The sequence below is a fragment of the Pseudobutyrivibrio sp. MD2005 genome, from assembly GCF_000621865.1.
In the GTDB taxonomy this organism is placed as follows: domain Bacteria; phylum Bacillota; class Clostridia; order Lachnospirales; family Lachnospiraceae; genus Pseudobutyrivibrio.
On sequence record NZ_JHXE01000009.1, the window covers coordinates 113,576 to 131,640 of the forward strand.

The following is an 18,065-nucleotide window of genomic DNA, read 5'->3' on the forward strand; positions in this document are numbered from 1 at the left end:
ATGTAAAATAAATAGGTAATATTAATAGTTTGTAGAGGTTGCTAGACTATGAAACGTATCAAAGTATCGGAAATCAAACCTGGTATGATATTAGCTGAAAAAATAATAAGCCCAAAGGGGCAGATACTTGCTGAGGCAGGGACTGCTGTTAGCGCCCAGCAACTTTTACATTTGAGCTATTATGGTATCAAGGAACTGGCAATTCAAGACGAAGCAGATGCAATTGAGAGATACCATTTTGATGCGCCTGATGAATTTGTAGGAGAGACTCAATCATGGCGTATTGTTAATAGCCAAGAGTTTAGTGAGTTCAAAAGAGCCTATGAAAAATGTGCAGATAAGCTAGAAGAGATTGTTAATGATTTTGTTAAGAAGCAGACTCAGTTAGAGGATGAGGAGCTTCTAGAAGATATACATTCAGTATTTGAAAAGCACTCCACTGGCCTTGGCATAATGGCTATGATGCTTAATATTCAAGAGATTGATACCACAACCTACAAGCATTCTGTAAATGTGGCAATCATCTCAAGGGTATGTGGCGGTTGGCTTGGAATTAAAGATGAGAAAGAGCTGGATGTGCTTACAATGTGTGGCCTATATCACGATATTGGTAAGTCATTGGTTCCACAAAGTATTTTGACAAAGCCAGATTCTCTGACTGCTGAAGAATTTGGAAGAATGGCAGAACATCCACTTCTTGGCTACAATCTGCTTAGTGATGCGGCTCTTGATAGAAGAATTAAGTTGGCTGCGCTGCAACACCATGAGCGAAATGATGGCAGTGGCTATCCTTATGGGTTGACCAAAGATTTTATTAACCAGTATTCTAAAATAGTGGCTATAACCGATGTATATGACGCTATGACGGCCGATAGATGTTATCGTGCAGGAATATGCCCATTCGAGGTAATTGCTCAGTTTCAGAGGGAAGATCGCTCGAAATACGACCAAGGTATTTTGCAGGTATTTCTACAAAATATAGCAGAATCATATATTGGAGCAGGCGTTTTGTTATCAGATAATAGTCGTGGCACAATTGCTATGATTAATAATAAGGCTCTTTCAAGTCCACTTATTAAGTTGGAAGACGGCACATTTGTTGATTTAAAAGAGCGCACTGAATTATATATTAAGGCTTGTATATAAAAAAATCGAACCTTTGCATTTTTAGTAAATTAGGAGTAAAGTAATCAGTGCACAAAATGTTGTAAGGGGAGATTTCAAGATGGGAGCAAACGAGGAAAAGACTAAAAAAACTATTAGTATCGACACATTATTAACGCAGGCACTTTTTAAACAGTACCCATTAATGATTCTTGGAAATCTAACTCAAAATACATACAGATTTCTTACATACAAGGATTTTACATCCACAAAGTGTGAATGTGCTGGCACCTTTGATGAATTAATAGAGTGTGGCGCAAGCACTATGCATGAGATGGACAAAGACTTGTTTAAGAATACCTTTAAAAGAGAGAACCTTTTGAAAGAATATGAAAAAGGCGTAGATAAAGTAGAAATTAGAGTAATTCAAAAGGGTGATGATGGAGTACTTCGTAGAGTAGAAATAACGGATTATTTCGTTAAAGAAGAAGGCAGCGATGATGTGTTAGTTGTTGGACTTAACAGAAATATGTAGAAAAATAGCTTGTAGGCAATGCCTACAAGCTGTTTTTTATTACTATAGCATCATATCCGTCCATGGATAGGTCGCCGTCGATTTGTTTTCCGGTAATCAGTTCTAGTCCGTAAATATTAGGTATAGTTACAGGAGATTTAGAACAATTCAAATAAAAATCGTATCTACAATCATCTGTAAATCTTGAATGTTTTTCTATATTAGAAGGAAGCTTTTTATAATCTATAGATGCTTTATCTAACATTTCCCTGTATAGGAATTCTATATCTGACTGATTGGTGCGACATGCTACATAGTAAGCATTTCCATCTCCGTATGAGTTGCGGGTGATGGCAGGTAGTCCGGCGATATAATCATCGCCAAATTTCGCCAGTACATCAGCAGAAACATCCCTTAACATTTCCTGATAGTCGTAAACCTCCACAGAATGTGAGGCACGTCCTAGTTTATCAAGTATTTGGATGCTGTTTTTATCTTCAGGATATAGAGTGTCAATTTCTTCAGAACGAAGTCCAAACACATCTGATAATCCGTCGCCAGGGAAGCCGCCAAGATTGGCTAATAGGTCCTTATTGACATATCCGGTAAAGTAGGTTGCCATAAACTGACCTCCGGCATTTACAAAATCAGAAATCTTGGCACCAATTCCATCATGCAGGACATATAACATAGGGGCACATATTATTTTGTAATCATCCCAATCCATATCAGATGAAATGATATCAGGCTCCACACCTAGGCTCATAAATTCGTTGTAAATACTCATGCAAGTCTTATCAAAATTTTTTGTTTCATTAGAAAGAGCCCAAGCATCATCAATGGCCCAACGATTATCCCAATCAAAAAGAATAGCAACTTTGTTATTAGAAATTGAGCCGGCAACTTCTGATATATTTTTTAAATCAGAACCAAGAGCGGCCACTTCCTTAAAGATTCTGGTATCATTTGTGCCGATATGGTCAATTACAGCTCCATGCCATTGTTCAGAAGAACCTCTGCTTTTTCTGATTTGGAAATACTGAACGGTATCAGAGCCTGTGGCGATGGCCTGCATAGAAATAAGCTTGTGGACGCCAGGACGTCTATATTTGTTGTATGGCCTCCAGTTTACAAGGCCAGGCGCAGATTCCATCATCATAAAAGGCTGGTCCTTTTTCATGCTCCTAAATAAAGCGTGATTAAAGCTTCTCTCTAAAAGCTGATGGGCATCTGACTGCCAGCTGTTGTGCATTTCAGGATAATTGTCCCAGCTTATCACATCTATGAATTTGCTCATGTACCAGTAGTCATAATCATAGAACATTTCCATGAAATTGGTGGTAGTTGGTTCGGTTGCGCCTGCGGCTCTAAGCGTGTCTATTTCAAAGCGCATAAAATCTGTGGCAGACCATGTAGAGAATCTCTTCCAATCTAGATTGAGTCCAAGTACACAGTTTTCACCATTTGAATAAGGCGGATCGATTTGGTCGAAGCTGTTGAATCTGTGTGACCAGAAGGTTGTCCACCAGGCTTTGTTAAGCTTATCGATATCGTGGTCGTAGCGGTCTGCAAGCCATTCCTGGAATTTCTTTCTGCAGGTGTCACAGTAGCAATATCCACTTAGCTCATTAGAAATATGCCACATCAATAGACCAGGATGACCAGCGAAACGTTTAGCTAAGGCTGTATCGATGATATTTACTTTTTCACGAAATTCAGGGGACTGCATGCAATGGTTATGTCGCACACCGTGATGATTTCTAACACCTTTATCATCGCAACGCATTGCAGATGGATATTTTGCATCCAACCATGCTGGTCTTGCACCAGTAGGAGTGGCAAGTATTGTATAGATGCCATTTGAATACAGATTATCCATAATATCAGAAAGCCAGTCCAGATTGATTTGCCCTTCGACAGGCTCGTGAACTGACCATGAGAAAACACCAAGTGTTACACAATTAATATTAGCCTGCTTCATGAGCTTGATATCTTTCTCCAAAATGTCTGGGCTGTCCAGCCATTGTTCTGGATTGTAATCACCGCCATGTAGCAGGCCGTTTATCTGTGGAAATAATTTATTTGTTGTCATAATTTACCCTCTCCTTTTAAATGAATCTTATCATATAAAAGGAGCAAAAACGGATAAAAAAGAGCGGAATATTGTATATTTTCAATCACGCACAAATGTGTTTAGATTATTAAATAATTTAATAGTTTTTTGAACGATTGATAATGTCTTGCCTATCCCTTATAATAATTAGGAGTTTTGGCTGATATCAGCCTTAGAATGGAGAATTAAATGAAATATATTAACACCCTAAAAGAGGGAGACAGAGGAACAGAGACTTACTTATGTAAAAAGAAAACGCAGGGTATATCAAAGACTGGCAAGGCTTTTGAATCACTTACATTATGTGACAAGACTGGCACAATCGATGCCAAGATTTGGGACGTAGATTCAGAAGGCATCAGTGATTATGATGAATTGGATTTTATTACTGTAACAGGTGATATCACAAGTTGGAACGGCGCGTTACAGTTCAATATAAAAAGACTTCGCAAGGCTAATGCAGGCGAATTTGAAATTGCGGATTACATTCCTTCAAGCAAGAAGGATGTTAATGTGATGTGGAACGATTTGATGAGTCTTATTAATTCAATCAAGGCCACATACATGAAGGCATTACTTAAGAAATATTTTGTAGAGGACAAAAATTTTATCGAGCAGTTTAAGGCTCATTCAGCGGCTAAATCAGTGCATCACGGATTTACAGGCGGCCTTTTGGAACACACTCTTTCAGTTGCAACAAACTGTGATTACTTCAGCAAACAGTATCCATTTCTCGACAGAGATTTGCTTATAACAGCAGCTATTTTCCACGACATAGGAAAGGTTAAGGAGCTTTCTGAGTTCCCTAGAAATGATTATACAGATGAGGGGCAGTTGCTTGGTCACATCTATGTAGGTGCTAATATGGTAGACAGAGCAATCGATGAGATCCCAGATTTCCCAGCGGTAAAGCGCAAAGAGCTTATCCACTGTATCTTATCTCACCATGGCGAGCTTGAGTTTGGCTCACCTAAGAAGCCAGCCATTGCAGAAGCTATTGCACTTTCATTTGCTGATAACATCGATGCAAAGCTTGAGACTATCTACGAAGCTCTTGAAAATGTTGATGAGAACAACTTAACATGGCAAGGATTTAATCGTTTGTTGGATTCAAATATCCGTAGAACAGGTAAGAATTAATGAATAAAAATGATATTGTAAGACTTACAATTGAAGATATGTCCCTTGAGGGGGCTGGAATTGGTCACACTGATGGTGTGACCATTTTTGTAAAAGACGCAGTAGTTGGAGATGTGTGCGACGTCATTATCACAAAGGTTAAAAAGACCTATTGTTTCGCTGCATTGAAGGAGGTTGTTGAGGCTAGTCCATATCGCGTACAACCTGAATGTCCTAATGCTAAACAGTGTGGCGGCTGCCAGATTATGCAGGTAGCTTATGATAAGCAACTTGAAATAAAGGACAATATTGTTGCCAACAATCTAGTAAAGATTGGCGGATATTCTCGCGATTATGTTGAGTCTATCCGAGAGCCAATCCTTGGAATGGCTGAACCATTTCGCTATCGCAATAAGGCTCAGGTTCCTATTGGATTGGACAAGGAAGGCAAAATTATCGCAGGATTTTATGGTGCTAGAAGCCACAGAATCGTACCATCAGATGATTGTAAGATTTGCTCTAAAAAGAGTATGGATATCGTATATGCGGTAATTGATTATATGAATGAATGTGGTGTGATTCCTTATGATGAGGCTATAGGAAAAGGTGTGATACGTCATGTGCTTGTCCGCGAAGGCAAGGCTACTGGTGAGACAATGGTGTGCTTGGTGGTAAACGGAGAGTCACTTCCTAAAGTGGATTCCTTGGTCGCTCATGTGAAGGCAGTTGAGCCTGAGCTTGCATCACTTGTTCTCAATATTAATACCCGTCGAGATAACGTTATCATGGGTTACGAAACCAAGGTGCTTTATGGTAAGGAAGCCATCAGGGATACCATTACTCTTACAAATGGCGACACTATTGCCTTTGATATCAGTGCCAATTCCTTCTATCAGGTCAATCATGATCAAATGGAGAGACTGTATAGCAAAGCCTTAGAATATGCTGGACTGACAGGTGTTGAGGATGTGTGGGATCTTTATTGCGGCATCGGTACTATTTCACTTTCTATGGCAAAACATGCTGGGCGTGTAATCGGTATCGAGGTAGTGCCACAGGCCATCGAAAATGCCAAGGCTAATGCTGAGCTTAATGGACTCACAAACGCGGAATTCTACTGCGGCGAGGCGGAAGTAGTGCTTCCTGAAATCTACGAGAAGATGTCTCATCCAGATGTCATTATGGTAGACCCACCTAGAAAAGGCTGCGATGTGGTAGCTTTAGATACAATGGTAAAGATGCAGCCAACCCGCATCGTCTACGTCAGCTGCGACAGCGCCACCCTGGCCCGCGACCTGAAGCATTTGGGGGAAAATGGATATCATTTGCAGAAGTACACAGTCTGCGATCAATTTAGCCACACAATGCATACAGAGACAGTTGCGTTATTGTCCAAGAATTAGTCACAAGCTAGACTATGTGAGAAGGGATTGTTCTGATGAGCATTGGAAGCCTATTGAAGAGGCACTGAAGTTTTTTAAGATTGTATAGAATATGGATTATTAGAAAAGGCAGGTGGCAATCCTGTCTTTTTTAGTTACAGTATCTAAAGCTAATATATTATCTTTTGGGGCATACTTTCGAGACCAAGTATTTTAGATAACCTACCGGAAAATTTGATATAATATATATAAACTATCTTCAAAATTTTGAGGAAAACAATCTCCATAATAGATGTGTAAATGATAATTATAGGAGTAATTAGTATTATTTCTACCGCAACTATAAGGCGAAAAGCACATGAAATGTTTCAACATAGGTCATGACTACGATTGAAGCCGATGATATTCCTAAACAATCATAGGTAAGTGTGTTGGACAAGAAACATAAAATTGGATTTTGTGCGTAAATTAAACAAATTTTTGCCACTCATTGAGTGGCATTTTTCGTATCAAAATTTATTAATGACAACCAACCATAGCTATGATATTATATACGATAAATCGAATTTTTGAAACGGTTTGGCGATTTATTGTATAAGGAATATGGATAATCTAGGGCAGCTGATGTAGTGCAAAACTGGTTGAGAAATAGGAAAACACTAGATTTTTTATCTACATGGGTAGAAATATATACATTTCAAATTTTAGAGTGTTCGAATCTGAACACTTTAAAAAGAGGCGGAATTAGTTGGATTTGTACCTATTGTGTTTTATGTAATACTTAATCAATACAATATAATTCGTAATTTTTAGAGGAAGAACAATGACAATTACAGAACGCATTTTTAATCTTATAAAACAAAAAGGAATGACACAGAAAGATTTTTCAGTAGCCACTGGAATAGCGCCTAGTACAATTAGCGATTGGAAGAGGAAAGGATTTACCCCGTCGGCTGACAAGATTATGGATATATGTGGAGCGTTAAATGTATCGCCAGAGCAGTTGCTTACAGGCAAAGGAATTGATGATGAAAGTGTTAATGTATCTGAAAATCTATTCTTAACTAAGAAGGATTATGAATTGATAGAAATCGTACACAGCCTTAAAGCAGAACAGTCCAAAAGATTGATGGCGTATTTGAAGACATTGAAGCAATTGGAAGAATTAGAAGATTTTTAAACTAATAGAAAGGATTAATGGTAAAGATTAGGTGGTCAGATATAAATATACTTGCTATATACCTGCACTGCGTGTATAATTTGCTTATAGAGATTTATGATATTAGAATTTAAAAATATAGCCACAAAAAGAGTGTATGAGCAACATTTTGTTAAATCGATACCAAATGACGTGGCGAGAATAGCATTGCGAAAGCTTATAATGATAGATAATGCTAATTGTATTAATGATTTGAGAGTTCCTCCTGGAAATAGATTGGAAAAACTTTCGGGAGATAGAGAAGGACAATATAGCATTAGGATTAATGATCAATATAGAATCTGCTTCAAGGAACAGGATGGAGATTTTTATGATGTTGAGATAACAGATTATCATTAGGATTTTCTGTTGCTAGGAGGAAAAGAAAATGGCAGTAATTATTCAGACACCAACAATGGGTGAGATTCTAAAAGAAGAATTCATGGACCCATTAGGCATTTCTGCATACAGGTTGGCACACGAAATATTTGTGCCTGTTTCTAGAATACAGGATATAATTCATGACCGTAGACAGATAACAGTTGATACCTCACTGAGACTTGGAAAGTTCTTTGGAGTAAGTGACGATTATTTTTTGAAAATGCAAAATGATATAAACCTTAGAAACGCGAGAATAGAGTTGGAAGAGGAATTATCTAAGATTAGATTGTATAAATAAAAAAGAAACGAGTAACCTTTTAGAACCTATCACATCCCATAAACATCTCACAGAAAGTTTACATAAATTTACTTATTACACAACAATATATTTCCGAACGATTTTTCATCTCCAGTATCCCAGTCTTTTTTGTGGGCGTCTCTAATATCTTTCGCAATTTTCTTTAAATCAGATTCTGGTAAATCGCCAAAGTATTCATCACCATTAATAGTGGATTTTTCCATAGTTTTCATATAGAAGTCATCGTCAGGAATATCAGCTTTCTTTTTTATATGATCACGCATTTCAGTAATGTATGAATTAAGATAATCAATATAGGAACCTGCAAGATTATCCACATAAATCTGTAAATCAGACATAAGATTTCCAAAGGATGGGTGTTTGATTACTTCGCATAGAAGGCGGTTATTAATCTTTTTTTCTTTTAAAATTCTCACAGTATCATCATCTAAATGTAAATCATCGATGGATGATTTTGACTCGGTTAGATTATCTGTAATACCCATAAGGTAAGTTAGTGGAACATTATAAAAGTCCGCAAGCTTTTGCAGTATAGAAGGCTGCATTTCTTTGTATTCATCATTTTCATAATTACTAATGGTAGATTTTCCAAGACCAGTTGCAAAATGAGACATTTTTATCTTTTAGCAAATTAGAAGGAAAGTGCTTGAAATTGGAAAGAATAAAATAATAACAGTACAAGATATACCTATTACGGTAAGTGTTGGTGATGTGGATGATTTTATATGTATTACAGACATGGCAGCTGCTAGAACAGATGGTTCGCGAGCTTCCGATGTAATAAAGAATTGGATTAGAAATAGATCGACACTTGAGTACTTAGGAACTTGGAAACAAATGTATAATCCAAATTTTAAAGTGGTCGAATTCGACCACTTTAAAAAGCAAGCAGGATTGCCACTGTTTACATTGAGTGTTTTAGATTGGGTTGAATCTACGGATGCAATTGGTATGTATGTAAAGAAAGGTTCGTTCACCAGAGTTTCAATGTAAAGGATTTTATGAGCCAATAAAAAAAGTTGTTGAAGCTGCTCCAGAAGAACGAATTACAATTTTGAATGAATACCTTGAGAAAAAGTGGTATAAAAGCAACAGACAACAGTATTGGTATGATAGTCATAAGAGTGCCAATAATACATATTTTGGATATTGGAGTTTTGAGTCAGCAGCAGTAATGAAAATATTAGGTGAGGATGATTCATTGCTTAAAGACCAAAAATATTACCCTTATTATATGAATCATATGTAAGATTTGTAACGGAAAGGGAGACGGATTCAAAGATGTTAGTAAGCTAATAAGAAGCTTTAGATTTTAAACTTTATATAGAACGCGGTTAAAACAGGATTCCACATGGAGTCCTTTTTTGCTGTAAATGAATGAAATGGGGGTTGAGAATGATTTTTGACATCAAATTGACAAGTGTGATATTCTGAGAAGCATATGTTTTAGAATAAATTATTAATGAAAGGGGCTACGTACAATGGGAGTTGACGTAACTATTCGCAATAAGAAGCTCATAAAAAGGCCGCTGACTATATCCGATGTGGCAGGCAACAATCCTTATGGACATGCTGATGAGTATTTTAGGTTTGAGGACGGGCTTATACAAGGTGTTAATATCATTTATGATAGAAGTCATATCGGAAGAGGTTTTGAATTCAATTGGACTGGAGATGACCGGAACGAGATTTCATTAAGGTTAAACTATTTGTCTACTAATTACGATATCCATCTGTTTTATGATTGCATCAGAAATATCATGACCCGCTGGGGTGCAAAGGAATTTATGCAGGATGGTTCTAGCTACAGGCTGAGTGATATAGATGCATGTGAGGCAATGACTCGTGAAAATAATATTAAATATCTTTCAGAGCAGAAGGAAAGGGCCGAGGAATTTGGAACAACAATTATCCTAGGGGCACAAAATCCAGTAGTTCTTGAATGTAACGCTATTGCAGAATTTGCTGATAAAGGAAATCTTGAAGGTTATGCCATGCTTTTACATAACACTCAGGCTCAGGATTTGTATTATGCAGTTCCTAGGATTTACAGGACTGGACAGGGCACTTTCTTTGGCAATTACTCCGTAACAGCGACTGCAGACGCGGTATTTCCACTAAAAGCCTGCGCGCCTATATTATTCAAGAATCCCGATACAGGAGAAGATCCTGAATGTGATTTCTTTGCTGTGTCTTTCTATTCCATTAAGAAAGATGCCATCGTAGGCAGAATATCTTTTGATGACTTCAAAAAGGAAGTGGAGCTTGATTCGTTGCCTAGGTATGATGCAGAGCATGTAATCTTGCGCGACATGACCGAGAAACGCATTGACCAGATTGTAGCTAAAAATTATCCAGACCCATTAGCGTAGTTTTTATAGATATTTAAGCGATTAGATAATAGAAAGAGGAGAATTTATGGAAAGAATATTTGAAGATGAATTTACAGATTTACAAGCAGACTATATTTCGTTGTGTTTGGAATTTACAGAGAAAAAAGTAGATGAAATATACGTCTATATCTACAGAAATGAAGGTATGCGTATGTTTAATGCATTCTTTACAAAAAATGGGAAATATGTTTCAACTGCGGATATAGCTGACAAGGAATTTGTTTATGAATTTTTGCATGTTGGAATGGGCGATATACATAAATTTAAAGATTTATGTGACGAGTTTGGAAAGCCATGTCCTAATGAGTTTAAATTGATATACAATGTTAATTCTGGAAGCTTTGATGCTGATTATGGATATGAAGATTATTCGATTAAAGGTGAAACATCCGGAATGGAAGAATATGAAGTGTGGAAAGACGAAATAAAGGCACAGTTAGGAAAGTTATAATATATATTCTCACCTTACATCTCATTCGTTAAATTTTGCACCCACTTATATTTCCTAAATCGAAGCATTACCCATGGAATCTTGCCTACCTCATCAAGGCAGGTGCAAGCGTAGACAAGTAGCACAGGCCAGTGGAACACAAAAGCGCCAAGGAGGGCTAGAGGGATGGCGATGCCCCACATGCAGACAGCAAGGCTGTACATATCGAAAATGGTATCACCGCCACCATCCAAAACGCCATTGATGGTTACAGTGTTTACACAACGACCAATCATATAAATTGCCATGATAACCATCATACCTGTCAGGTATTTCTGGGCCACATCTGTTAGAACTACAAAATGAACAATGATAGGTGTGATGGCAAGGATTATAGCTGTTGAGGCTAATCCTATCACATATGAAATATTCTTTAATCTGATGCCATATTCTTTTCCCTTTTCAAGATTTCCGGCACCTAGTTCGTTTCCAACCATAATTCCTGCAGCACCGCCTACGCCATTACAAACACAGCACATTAAATCGCGCACAACAGCAGCTACAGAATTTGCAGCAGCGGCATCGACGCCCATGTGTCCCATGATAGCAGTGTAAGATGTAAAGCCTACGCCCCAGAAAAGCGAGCCTCCTAAAAGAGGTAATAGCTGTCGCATGAAATCCTTTACTAGCTGCTTATGTACAGAAAAGAATCTATTAATTGCTGGACGTATAAAACTGTCTTGACTAGATATGCCAATACATAATCCCAGCTCCACAACTCTTGCAATGGAAGTGGCTAAAGCGGCTCCATTTGCTTCCATCCTTGGGGCGCCCATAAATCCAAATATAAATATAGCGTTTAGAATTACGTTTAGGATAACAGCGCTGCTACTAATCCATGCACAAGGCAATACATGATCTGTTACTTTCATTATGGCAAGATAGCACTGTGATATACCGGTAATTAGATAGGACCATCCGGCAATTCGTAAATACGAACTGCCAATAGATATAAGCTCTGAATCGCTGGCAAAAATGTGCATTAAAACACCTGGTGTGATTTCACATGCTAAGAAAAATATGAGAGATATTATTCCAGCGGAAAACAGCATCAGATTAAATAAGCTTTTTAAAGTCTCTTTATCGCCTTTACCCCAATACTGAGCACCTAAAATCGATCCTGCAGCAGTAAGGGATGCTAGAAACATGTTTTGTACAAATTGAATCTGTGTTGCCAAAGAAACTGCTGTCATCTGCGCTTGTGCTACTTGTCCAAGCATTAAAGCATCACAAGCTGCTACAAGTGCAAGCATGAGACTTTGAAATGCGATTGGCAAAGATAGTGTTTTTAATTTCCAATAAAAATTGTCATTCATTAATATCTGACCTCTGTGCCTTATTTCTATAAATAACTATTGTCTGTAAATAATCATCAATTTATTAGTAGTTTATTAAATGACAATACTGCTGGTCAAGTTGATTGAAAAAAGTAATGTTTAGAATTGTGAAAAACACATCGAAAACCTTAGAAAATGGCTCATTAGGGTTGACGGTGGCATACAAGTAAAATATCATATAATAGTTAAAATATTGGAGGAATTCCATAATTCAAGGAGGGAATAATGAACACAATTACTTACATGACAGGTTTACTTACATTCTATTTGAAAGGAGAAATCTCTACAGATACTAACTTCTTAAAGCTTAGAATTCCTAACACAATCTTAGCTTTAATTCCACTTGGAGCACAGAAGGACATCATCCCAGTACAGCAGGTTGCTACAGTATCTACAAGCTTTAGACTTGAGTTCAAGAAGTTGCTTTACGGTCTATTAGGCGTTATCGTAGGTCTTGCTAGCTTAGGAAGTAGCGTTGTATTTGGTCTTCTCTTGGTATTATGGGGTGTTTCAGCTGTTATCACTGCTTTCATCACAAACTTAATCATAACAACAACTTCAGGAGTTGTCTACGGTGTACCTTTCTTAGTATTTGAGAAGGACAAGGCTAATCAGGCTGAGGCTATGATCAATCAGAGGATCGCTGCTAGATTACAGGATACAAACGTACGCCAGGTAACAGAAGCTCAGACAAACGCAATCGTTGACGCAATTGCAAACAAATAAATAGTTGATATTGCACCCTCATAACTGGAACTATATAATCCAGTTATGAGGGTTTTTTAATATACAAATCGCGAAAGAGGCACAATATGAAAAAAATATTATCTGCTGCCAAAATGCAGGCCTGTGACAACAAAACAATAGAAGACCATGGAATCCCATCACTGGTGCTAATGGAGCGTGCGGCACTATCTGTTGTTCAAACTATTGAAAAGGAATATCCAGAAGCGAATAGCTTTGCGGTAATATGTGGTCCAGGAAATAATGGTGGAGATGGAGTAGCTATTGCAAGGCTTCTAAAGTTGAATAGCAAAATAGTTAATTGTGTTGTAATAGGAAATCCAGAAAAGTTTTCTAATCAGCTAAAGCAGGAGATTTCTATAGCAGAAAGCTACGGCCTAAGCATTGAAAATAAACTCAACGAGCAAGCTATAGAACAAGCGGATATAACAATTGATGCAATGTTTGGAATAGGCCTTACCAGAGGCCTATCAGGTGATTATGAATATGCAGCAGTTATCATCAATCAGAACGCAAACAAGGTGTTTGCTGTGGATATTCCATCTGGATTTAATGCAGATTGTGGAAAGCTTTTAGGGGACACTGGCGTAGAGGCTGATGCAACGGTAACCTTTGCATATATGAAAAAGGGATTAGTGCTTGGAGATTGCAAGGCGGCTGCAGGAAAAGTGCATGTGGCCGATGTTGGAATCTATCTTGATGCAGAAGAAAAATGTGATTATATAGTTGAAAAAGATATTTTAAAGCTTATCAAGCCAAGGCCAGTAAATGCCAATAAAGGAAGCTGTGGGAAGCTGCTTATTATTGCCGGTAGTGAAAGCATTTATGGGGCCTGCTATTTATCTGCCAAAGCATCGCTTGTGACAGGAACAGGCTTGGTGAAAATCTACACTCACAAGAACAATATAATGAGTATTCAGCAAAATTTGCCAGAGGCCATGTACTTAGGTTTTGATTCTTATAATAAAAACGAATTGTCGAATCAGATAAATTGGGCTGACGCTTTATTGATTGGCCCGGGACTTGGAACTAGTGATGTATCAAAGAATATTCTAAAACAGGTCCTTGATGAGGCATCAGTGCCTCTTGTTATAGACGCTGATGGTCTGAATCTGCTTGCAGATGACGAAATGAAGAGCGCCTTTAAGAAAGCTGCAGCAAAGGTGCCGGTAGTAATTACACCTCACTTAAAGGAGATGGAGCGCCTGACTAATATTCCTGTAACTGATATAAATTATGAGATGGAAAAAGTGGCAACAAACTTTGCCAAAGAATATGGATGTATCGTAGTCCTAAAAAATCACACTACAACAATAGCATCTAGGGATAATATATGTTTTGTTACAAGCGGCAATGAAGCCCTGGCAACCCCAGGTTCTGGAGATGTTTTAGCAGGAGCTATAGCGTCTCTCATTGTACAGAAAGCTTGCCTAAACATCGAAGTGGATGTAGAGGCAGCCACCTATCTTCATGGTGCAGCAGGCACCATGGCATCAGAAAAATATGGTACCCGTGGCGTGCTCGCAACTCATATAATTGACCACTTAAATCAAATATGACTTCTTTCACAGTCTTTTCACACACTTGGCAAATATTTGTAAGAATAATTTGTTAGAGTTAGTGTATGTTAAAATCGTTTTTTAGATTTACAGAAAAGAGCAAAGTTGAAAATCAGCAAATTAGAACCTATTTCAATGAGTGCATGGACCCAATAAATAGGTCTAATTTGTTTATGCTAAGAAAAGTTTGTATGTATACTTCTCTTAGCTTAGTTTTCTTGCCTATTTTAGCTTCATTTATCATGGAAGATTATAGGATAACCTTTGCCCATTTGATGATTGTAGCTTTGCTTTGCGTCTATTTTTTTATAAATCTATATATCAGAAAGCATGAGTGGGATATCAGTACACATGTTACTGGTGTGACTTGCGGTATTTTTTATTTCACCCTATGTTTTAGCTTTATTCTGATGGATACAGTGGCATTTCCTAACTCTCAATGCATATGGACGCCGATGATAATAGTGGTATTTCCAATGGTGTATATTGATCGAATGTACAAATACGGAATTGAGGAACTGATTGTCATTATTGCCTTTATAATTCTATCTTATACCCAAAAGTCAGAAATCCATTTCTCAAGAGATATGTATACGATTTTGGCAGCATATGTATTATCTATGCTGTCTGCGCAAATTGTTCTTGAAATGCGTAGCCGTGAGGGGCTGGCCATGATTGAACTGAAAAAAATCAGTTCCCTTGATAAGCTGACACATGTGTTAAACAAAGGTGCATTGCTCCAGAAAATAGATGATTTTTATTTCAAAAAAGATGCCGATGTTGTATGCGCAATGTGCGTAATAGATTTGGATGATTTTAAACAGGTGAATGATAATTTGGGCCATAGTACCGGCGATTTATTGCTAGAGAGAGTAGGGCAGCTCCTTATAGATGGCTTCCGCTCTTATGATATTATTGGACGCTATGGAGGTGACGAGTTTGTTGTATTTATGCCTAATATGACAGATATAACAATTCTTCAGATGCGATGCAGAACACTGCAAATGTTTCTTACAGATTTTAGCGTAGGAAATGGAAAGCCATTTTCAGTAAGTATAGGCGCTATTATTGACGAAGGAAATCACTCAAGTGAAGATGTATTTAGAATGGCTGACGATGCCCTATATAAATCTAAGATTCGCGGTAAAAACTGCTGTACAACCTGGGTGATAGAAAAAAATAAATATTCAAATAAGCCACTATTACTATTAATTTCAAATGGAAAAACAGATGGTGCTGCGGAACTATACAGAAATGAAAATGATAGATTTGAAATTTTATCAGCTTTTACAGCAGATGATGGATTGCGTTATATTAGCCAGTACCATAGTCTGATAAGGCTTATTGTGCTTGAAACCTACTTGGAAAATCGTGAAAGTGAGATAGTTATCAATTATGTTAAAACCAGAGAAGGCTTTAACAGATTGCCAATACTGGCAGTAGCAGATACAGAAGAAAATAGTTACATGGCAAAGGATTTAGGTGCAGATGAAGTTCTTATGACTGATACACCTAAAGAAGTTTATAGAGATATAATTGGTAATTTAATAGGGATGTAAAAAATATGAATCGGCGGCAAGCACAACAGTGTCGCCGGTTTTTATTTTTAAATCAGAAAGTGGTACAAGAGCTTCCCCATCTCGCATAATCATAGCAGGCATAAATCCATCAGGCGCACCTATTTCTGCAACAGCAAGACCATTCCAGCAATGTGCGTCATTTACATGCACAGTTATCAAATCGATGTGTTCATCTCTGGCAAATTTATCAAGTAGCTTAACTCTTGAATAATGTTCAACGAATCCGGCACTGATAATACCAGTTGGGATGGCAACAACACCGACACCTAAGAAAGCGGTAATGATAGCCATAATTCGTCCGGCAACAGTGATAGGGTAGATATCTCCATATCCTACAGTGAGAAGAGTGGATACAGACCACCATATTCCAGAAAATGCATTTTGAAATACCTCTGGCTGGGCATCGTGCTCAGCATAATAAACTCCAATTGAGCTTGCAAGCATTAATATCAGCACAATAATCATAGATGACAATATCTGATTTTTCTTTTCATGGAGTACTGAAAAAATAACTGCGAAGGAATCATATTGTCCGTTGATTCTAAACAGGTGAAAAATTCTAATGATTCTAAGGATTCTAAAAGCAATAAAGCCAGAAAAAAAGAAAAATGGAAGTATTGTAAGTAAATCAACAACTCCATCATAGGAAATCAAAAACTTGGAAATAGCCTTAGATTTGGACAGGGTTGGATATAATAAATCCGCTGTCCAAATTCTAAGTGCGTATTCAATGCAGAAAATAATAATTGTAACAAGAGCGATGCTATCAAGGATAGGAAAATAAGCCGATAGATTGCTGTATGTTTCTGCAACCATAACAATGATATTTACAGATATTACAACAGTGATGAATATATCGAATATTCGACTTGCAATATCATCCTTATTTCCAATTTGAATAATGTTAAAAATACGCTGCTTGTCCAATGTAATTCTCCCCAATAAATTATCTATTACTTAAGTTTAAGTCCGTAGTAGTTTGCGATACCAGTTGCATCAGCAATACCAAGCTGCTGATACTGTTCAGGTGTGCTTAGGTGATTAACTCTGTCAGATGTATTTGTACAGAATGCGTGCTCAACAATGACTGCTGTGAATCCTGCTGTTTTAGCCTGATTAATAAGTGCGTAGTAATCCTTTGCACTTCCATCTGGATATGTGGCAGACTCAGAATCGCGAGTAACGATACCTGTACCATTTGGGCAATATTTCCAGTTGTTTACTGTTAAACCTGTTGTTGTAAGCTGACCTAAAATAGACTGTCCAAGAGCTGTACCCTTAGCAGCGATTGCTGGCTTGTAGTTAGCATTTGGAACGATTACCTTTGAGCCATTCTGAGATGCATCCAAATCTGGATCGTAGTCGTTGTGAAGGCTGACAAGCACATCTGCATTTACGGATTTTGCATAATTTACACGAGATGTAAGGCAAGATGCTTTAGAGTCAGGATTTGCACCATAAGGGCAATCGAAACCGTAGCGAGTCATGTAAACTGTTACGCCGTTGTATTTTTCTAACTCCTGCTTGCAGTAGTAAGCGATGTAAAGATTAGCAAGACCTTCTTCAAAGCCTTCGTAGTGACATCCCAGATGAGTGTTGTCGTGACCAGGATCAAGGACAACAACGATGTTTTTTGCTTTTGAAGTTTTAGCTTCTGAATAGATGGTGTTACTAGAAAATAGTAAGAGTGCACAAGCCATGCATGTGAGAATGCTTATGCATTTTTTTAGTATAGATTTCATTTTTGTTCCTCCCATAAATTTACTTAATTTTACCATAAGGCTAAACATGTTATCAAATTTATGTTGACATGGCGAAATCGAAGTTGTAAT

At 37.6% G+C, this 18,065-nt stretch carries 19 protein-coding genes; 14 read left to right on the forward strand and 5 right to left on the reverse strand.

Annotation, left to right across the window (positions count from 1 at the left end; translation table 11 throughout):
* Window positions 1-48 precede the first annotated feature (48 nt).
* Both T498_RS0103345 and T498_RS0103350 read left to right on the forward strand, forming a co-directional pair.
* Window positions 49-1,146, forward strand: a complete 1,098-nt coding sequence (locus T498_RS0103345; protein WP_028234696.1) for an HD-GYP domain-containing protein — start codon at window positions 49-51, stop codon at window positions 1,144-1,146.
* 79 nt (window positions 1,147-1,225) lie between these two features.
* Window positions 1,226-1,639: a hypothetical protein gene (locus tag T498_RS0103350; protein ID WP_028234697.1), complete on the forward strand. Its 414-nt coding sequence runs from the start codon at window positions 1,226-1,228 to the stop codon at window positions 1,637-1,639.
* 22 nt (window positions 1,640-1,661) lie between these two features.
* Here the strand turns inward: T498_RS0103350 and T498_RS0103355 are convergent, their stop codons facing one another.
* The gene (locus T498_RS0103355; protein WP_028234698.1) at window positions 1,662-3,710 is read right to left on the reverse strand and encodes a beta-galactosidase; all 2,049 of its coding nucleotides are present in this window, start codon (window positions 3,708-3,710) and stop codon (window positions 1,662-1,664) included.
* 210 nt (window positions 3,711-3,920) lie between these two features.
* Between T498_RS0103355 and T498_RS0103360 the strand changes: the two genes are divergently transcribed.
* The 5 genes from T498_RS0103360 to T498_RS0103380 all read left to right on the forward strand — a co-directional run bounded on the left by T498_RS0103360 (window position 3,921) and on the right by T498_RS0103380 (window position 8,109).
* The gene (locus T498_RS0103360) at window positions 3,921-4,871 is read left to right on the forward strand and encodes a 3'-5' exoribonuclease YhaM family protein (RefSeq protein WP_028234699.1); all 951 of its coding nucleotides are present in this window, start codon (window positions 3,921-3,923) and stop codon (window positions 4,869-4,871) included.
* Window positions 4,871-6,253 (forward strand): 23S rRNA (uracil(1939)-C(5))-methyltransferase RlmD, encoded by a 1,383-nt coding sequence (gene rlmD, locus T498_RS0103365; RefSeq protein ID WP_028234700.1) that lies wholly within the window; start codon window positions 4,871-4,873, stop codon window positions 6,251-6,253. Before T498_RS0103360 ends, rlmD begins: the two co-directional genes overlap by 1 nt.
* Before the next feature lie 802 nt (window positions 6,254-7,055).
* Window positions 7,056-7,412, forward strand: coding sequence for a helix-turn-helix domain-containing protein (locus tag T498_RS0103370; RefSeq protein WP_028234701.1), 357 nt, complete (start codon window positions 7,056-7,058; stop codon window positions 7,410-7,412).
* Window positions 7,413-7,508: 96 nt separating this feature from the next.
* Complete coding sequence (locus tag T498_RS0103375; protein WP_028234702.1) at window positions 7,509-7,790, forward strand: type II toxin-antitoxin system RelE/ParE family toxin; 282 nt, start codon at window positions 7,509-7,511, stop codon at window positions 7,788-7,790.
* 28 nt (window positions 7,791-7,818) lie between these two features.
* On the forward strand, window positions 7,819-8,109 hold the full coding sequence (locus T498_RS0103380) for a HigA family addiction module antitoxin (RefSeq protein ID WP_028234703.1): 291 nt from the start codon (window positions 7,819-7,821) through the stop codon (window positions 8,107-8,109).
* Window positions 8,110-8,177: 68 nt separating this feature from the next.
* Here the strand turns inward: T498_RS0103380 and T498_RS14715 are convergent, their stop codons facing one another.
* Window positions 8,178-8,744: a helix-turn-helix domain-containing protein gene (locus T498_RS14715; protein ID WP_036977727.1), complete on the reverse strand. Its 567-nt coding sequence runs from the start codon at window positions 8,742-8,744 to the stop codon at window positions 8,178-8,180.
* A gap of 28 nt (window positions 8,745-8,772) precedes the next feature.
* Between T498_RS14715 and T498_RS14720 the strand changes: the two genes are divergently transcribed.
* The 4 genes from T498_RS14720 to T498_RS0103400 all read left to right on the forward strand — a co-directional run bounded on the left by T498_RS14720 (window position 8,773) and on the right by T498_RS0103400 (window position 10,974).
* Window positions 8,773-9,123 (forward strand): KilA-N domain-containing protein, encoded by a 351-nt coding sequence (locus tag T498_RS14720; RefSeq protein ID WP_051524568.1) that lies wholly within the window; start codon window positions 8,773-8,775, stop codon window positions 9,121-9,123.
* Window positions 9,124-9,139: 16 nt separating this feature from the next.
* The gene (locus tag T498_RS17270; RefSeq protein WP_081779669.1) at window positions 9,140-9,379 is read left to right on the forward strand and encodes a PoNe immunity protein domain-containing protein; all 240 of its coding nucleotides are present in this window, start codon (window positions 9,140-9,142) and stop codon (window positions 9,377-9,379) included.
* A 232-nt stretch (window positions 9,380-9,611) separates the two neighbouring features.
* Window positions 9,612-10,502 (forward strand): DUF4299 family protein, encoded by an 891-nt coding sequence (locus tag T498_RS0103395; RefSeq protein WP_028234704.1) that lies wholly within the window; start codon window positions 9,612-9,614, stop codon window positions 10,500-10,502.
* A gap of 46 nt (window positions 10,503-10,548) precedes the next feature.
* Window positions 10,549-10,974, forward strand: coding sequence for a hypothetical protein (locus tag T498_RS0103400; protein ID WP_028234705.1), 426 nt, complete (start codon window positions 10,549-10,551; stop codon window positions 10,972-10,974).
* A 14-nt stretch (window positions 10,975-10,988) separates the two neighbouring features.
* On the opposite strand, the gene T498_RS0103405 is transcribed toward T498_RS0103400, so the two are convergent.
* On the reverse strand, window positions 10,989-12,329 hold the full coding sequence (locus T498_RS0103405) for an MATE family efflux transporter (protein WP_036977729.1): 1,341 nt from the start codon (window positions 12,327-12,329) through the stop codon (window positions 10,989-10,991).
* A 246-nt stretch (window positions 12,330-12,575) separates the two neighbouring features.
* On the opposite strand from T498_RS0103405, the gene T498_RS0103410 reads away from it, so the two are divergent.
* The 3 genes from T498_RS0103410 to T498_RS0103420 all read left to right on the forward strand — a co-directional run bounded on the left by T498_RS0103410 (window position 12,576) and on the right by T498_RS0103420 (window position 16,212).
* Window positions 12,576-13,076 carry a hypothetical protein gene (locus T498_RS0103410; protein WP_036977731.1) on the forward strand — a complete coding sequence of 167 codons (501 nt, stop codon included), beginning with the start codon at window positions 12,576-12,578 and terminating at the stop codon, window positions 13,074-13,076.
* A gap of 86 nt (window positions 13,077-13,162) precedes the next feature.
* Window positions 13,163-14,653, forward strand: a complete 1,491-nt coding sequence (locus tag T498_RS0103415) for a bifunctional ADP-dependent NAD(P)H-hydrate dehydratase/NAD(P)H-hydrate epimerase (RefSeq protein ID WP_028234708.1) — start codon at window positions 13,163-13,165, stop codon at window positions 14,651-14,653.
* Window positions 14,654-14,718: 65 nt separating this feature from the next.
* Window positions 14,719-16,212 carry a GGDEF domain-containing protein gene (locus T498_RS0103420; protein ID WP_028234709.1) on the forward strand — a complete coding sequence of 498 codons (1,494 nt, stop codon included), beginning with the start codon at window positions 14,719-14,721 and terminating at the stop codon, window positions 16,210-16,212.
* On the opposite strand, the gene T498_RS0103425 is transcribed toward T498_RS0103420, so the two are convergent.
* Both T498_RS0103425 and T498_RS0103430 read right to left on the reverse strand, forming a co-directional pair.
* Complete coding sequence (locus T498_RS0103425) at window positions 16,198-17,160, reverse strand: ion transporter (protein WP_242839201.1); 963 nt, start codon at window positions 17,158-17,160, stop codon at window positions 16,198-16,200. The two genes, T498_RS0103420 and T498_RS0103425, sit on opposite strands and share 15 nt — an antisense overlap.
* Before the next feature lie 26 nt (window positions 17,161-17,186).
* The gene (locus tag T498_RS0103430; RefSeq protein WP_028234711.1) at window positions 17,187-17,975 is read right to left on the reverse strand and encodes an N-acetylmuramoyl-L-alanine amidase; all 789 of its coding nucleotides are present in this window, start codon (window positions 17,973-17,975) and stop codon (window positions 17,187-17,189) included.
* Window positions 17,976-18,065: the final 90 nt, after the last annotated feature.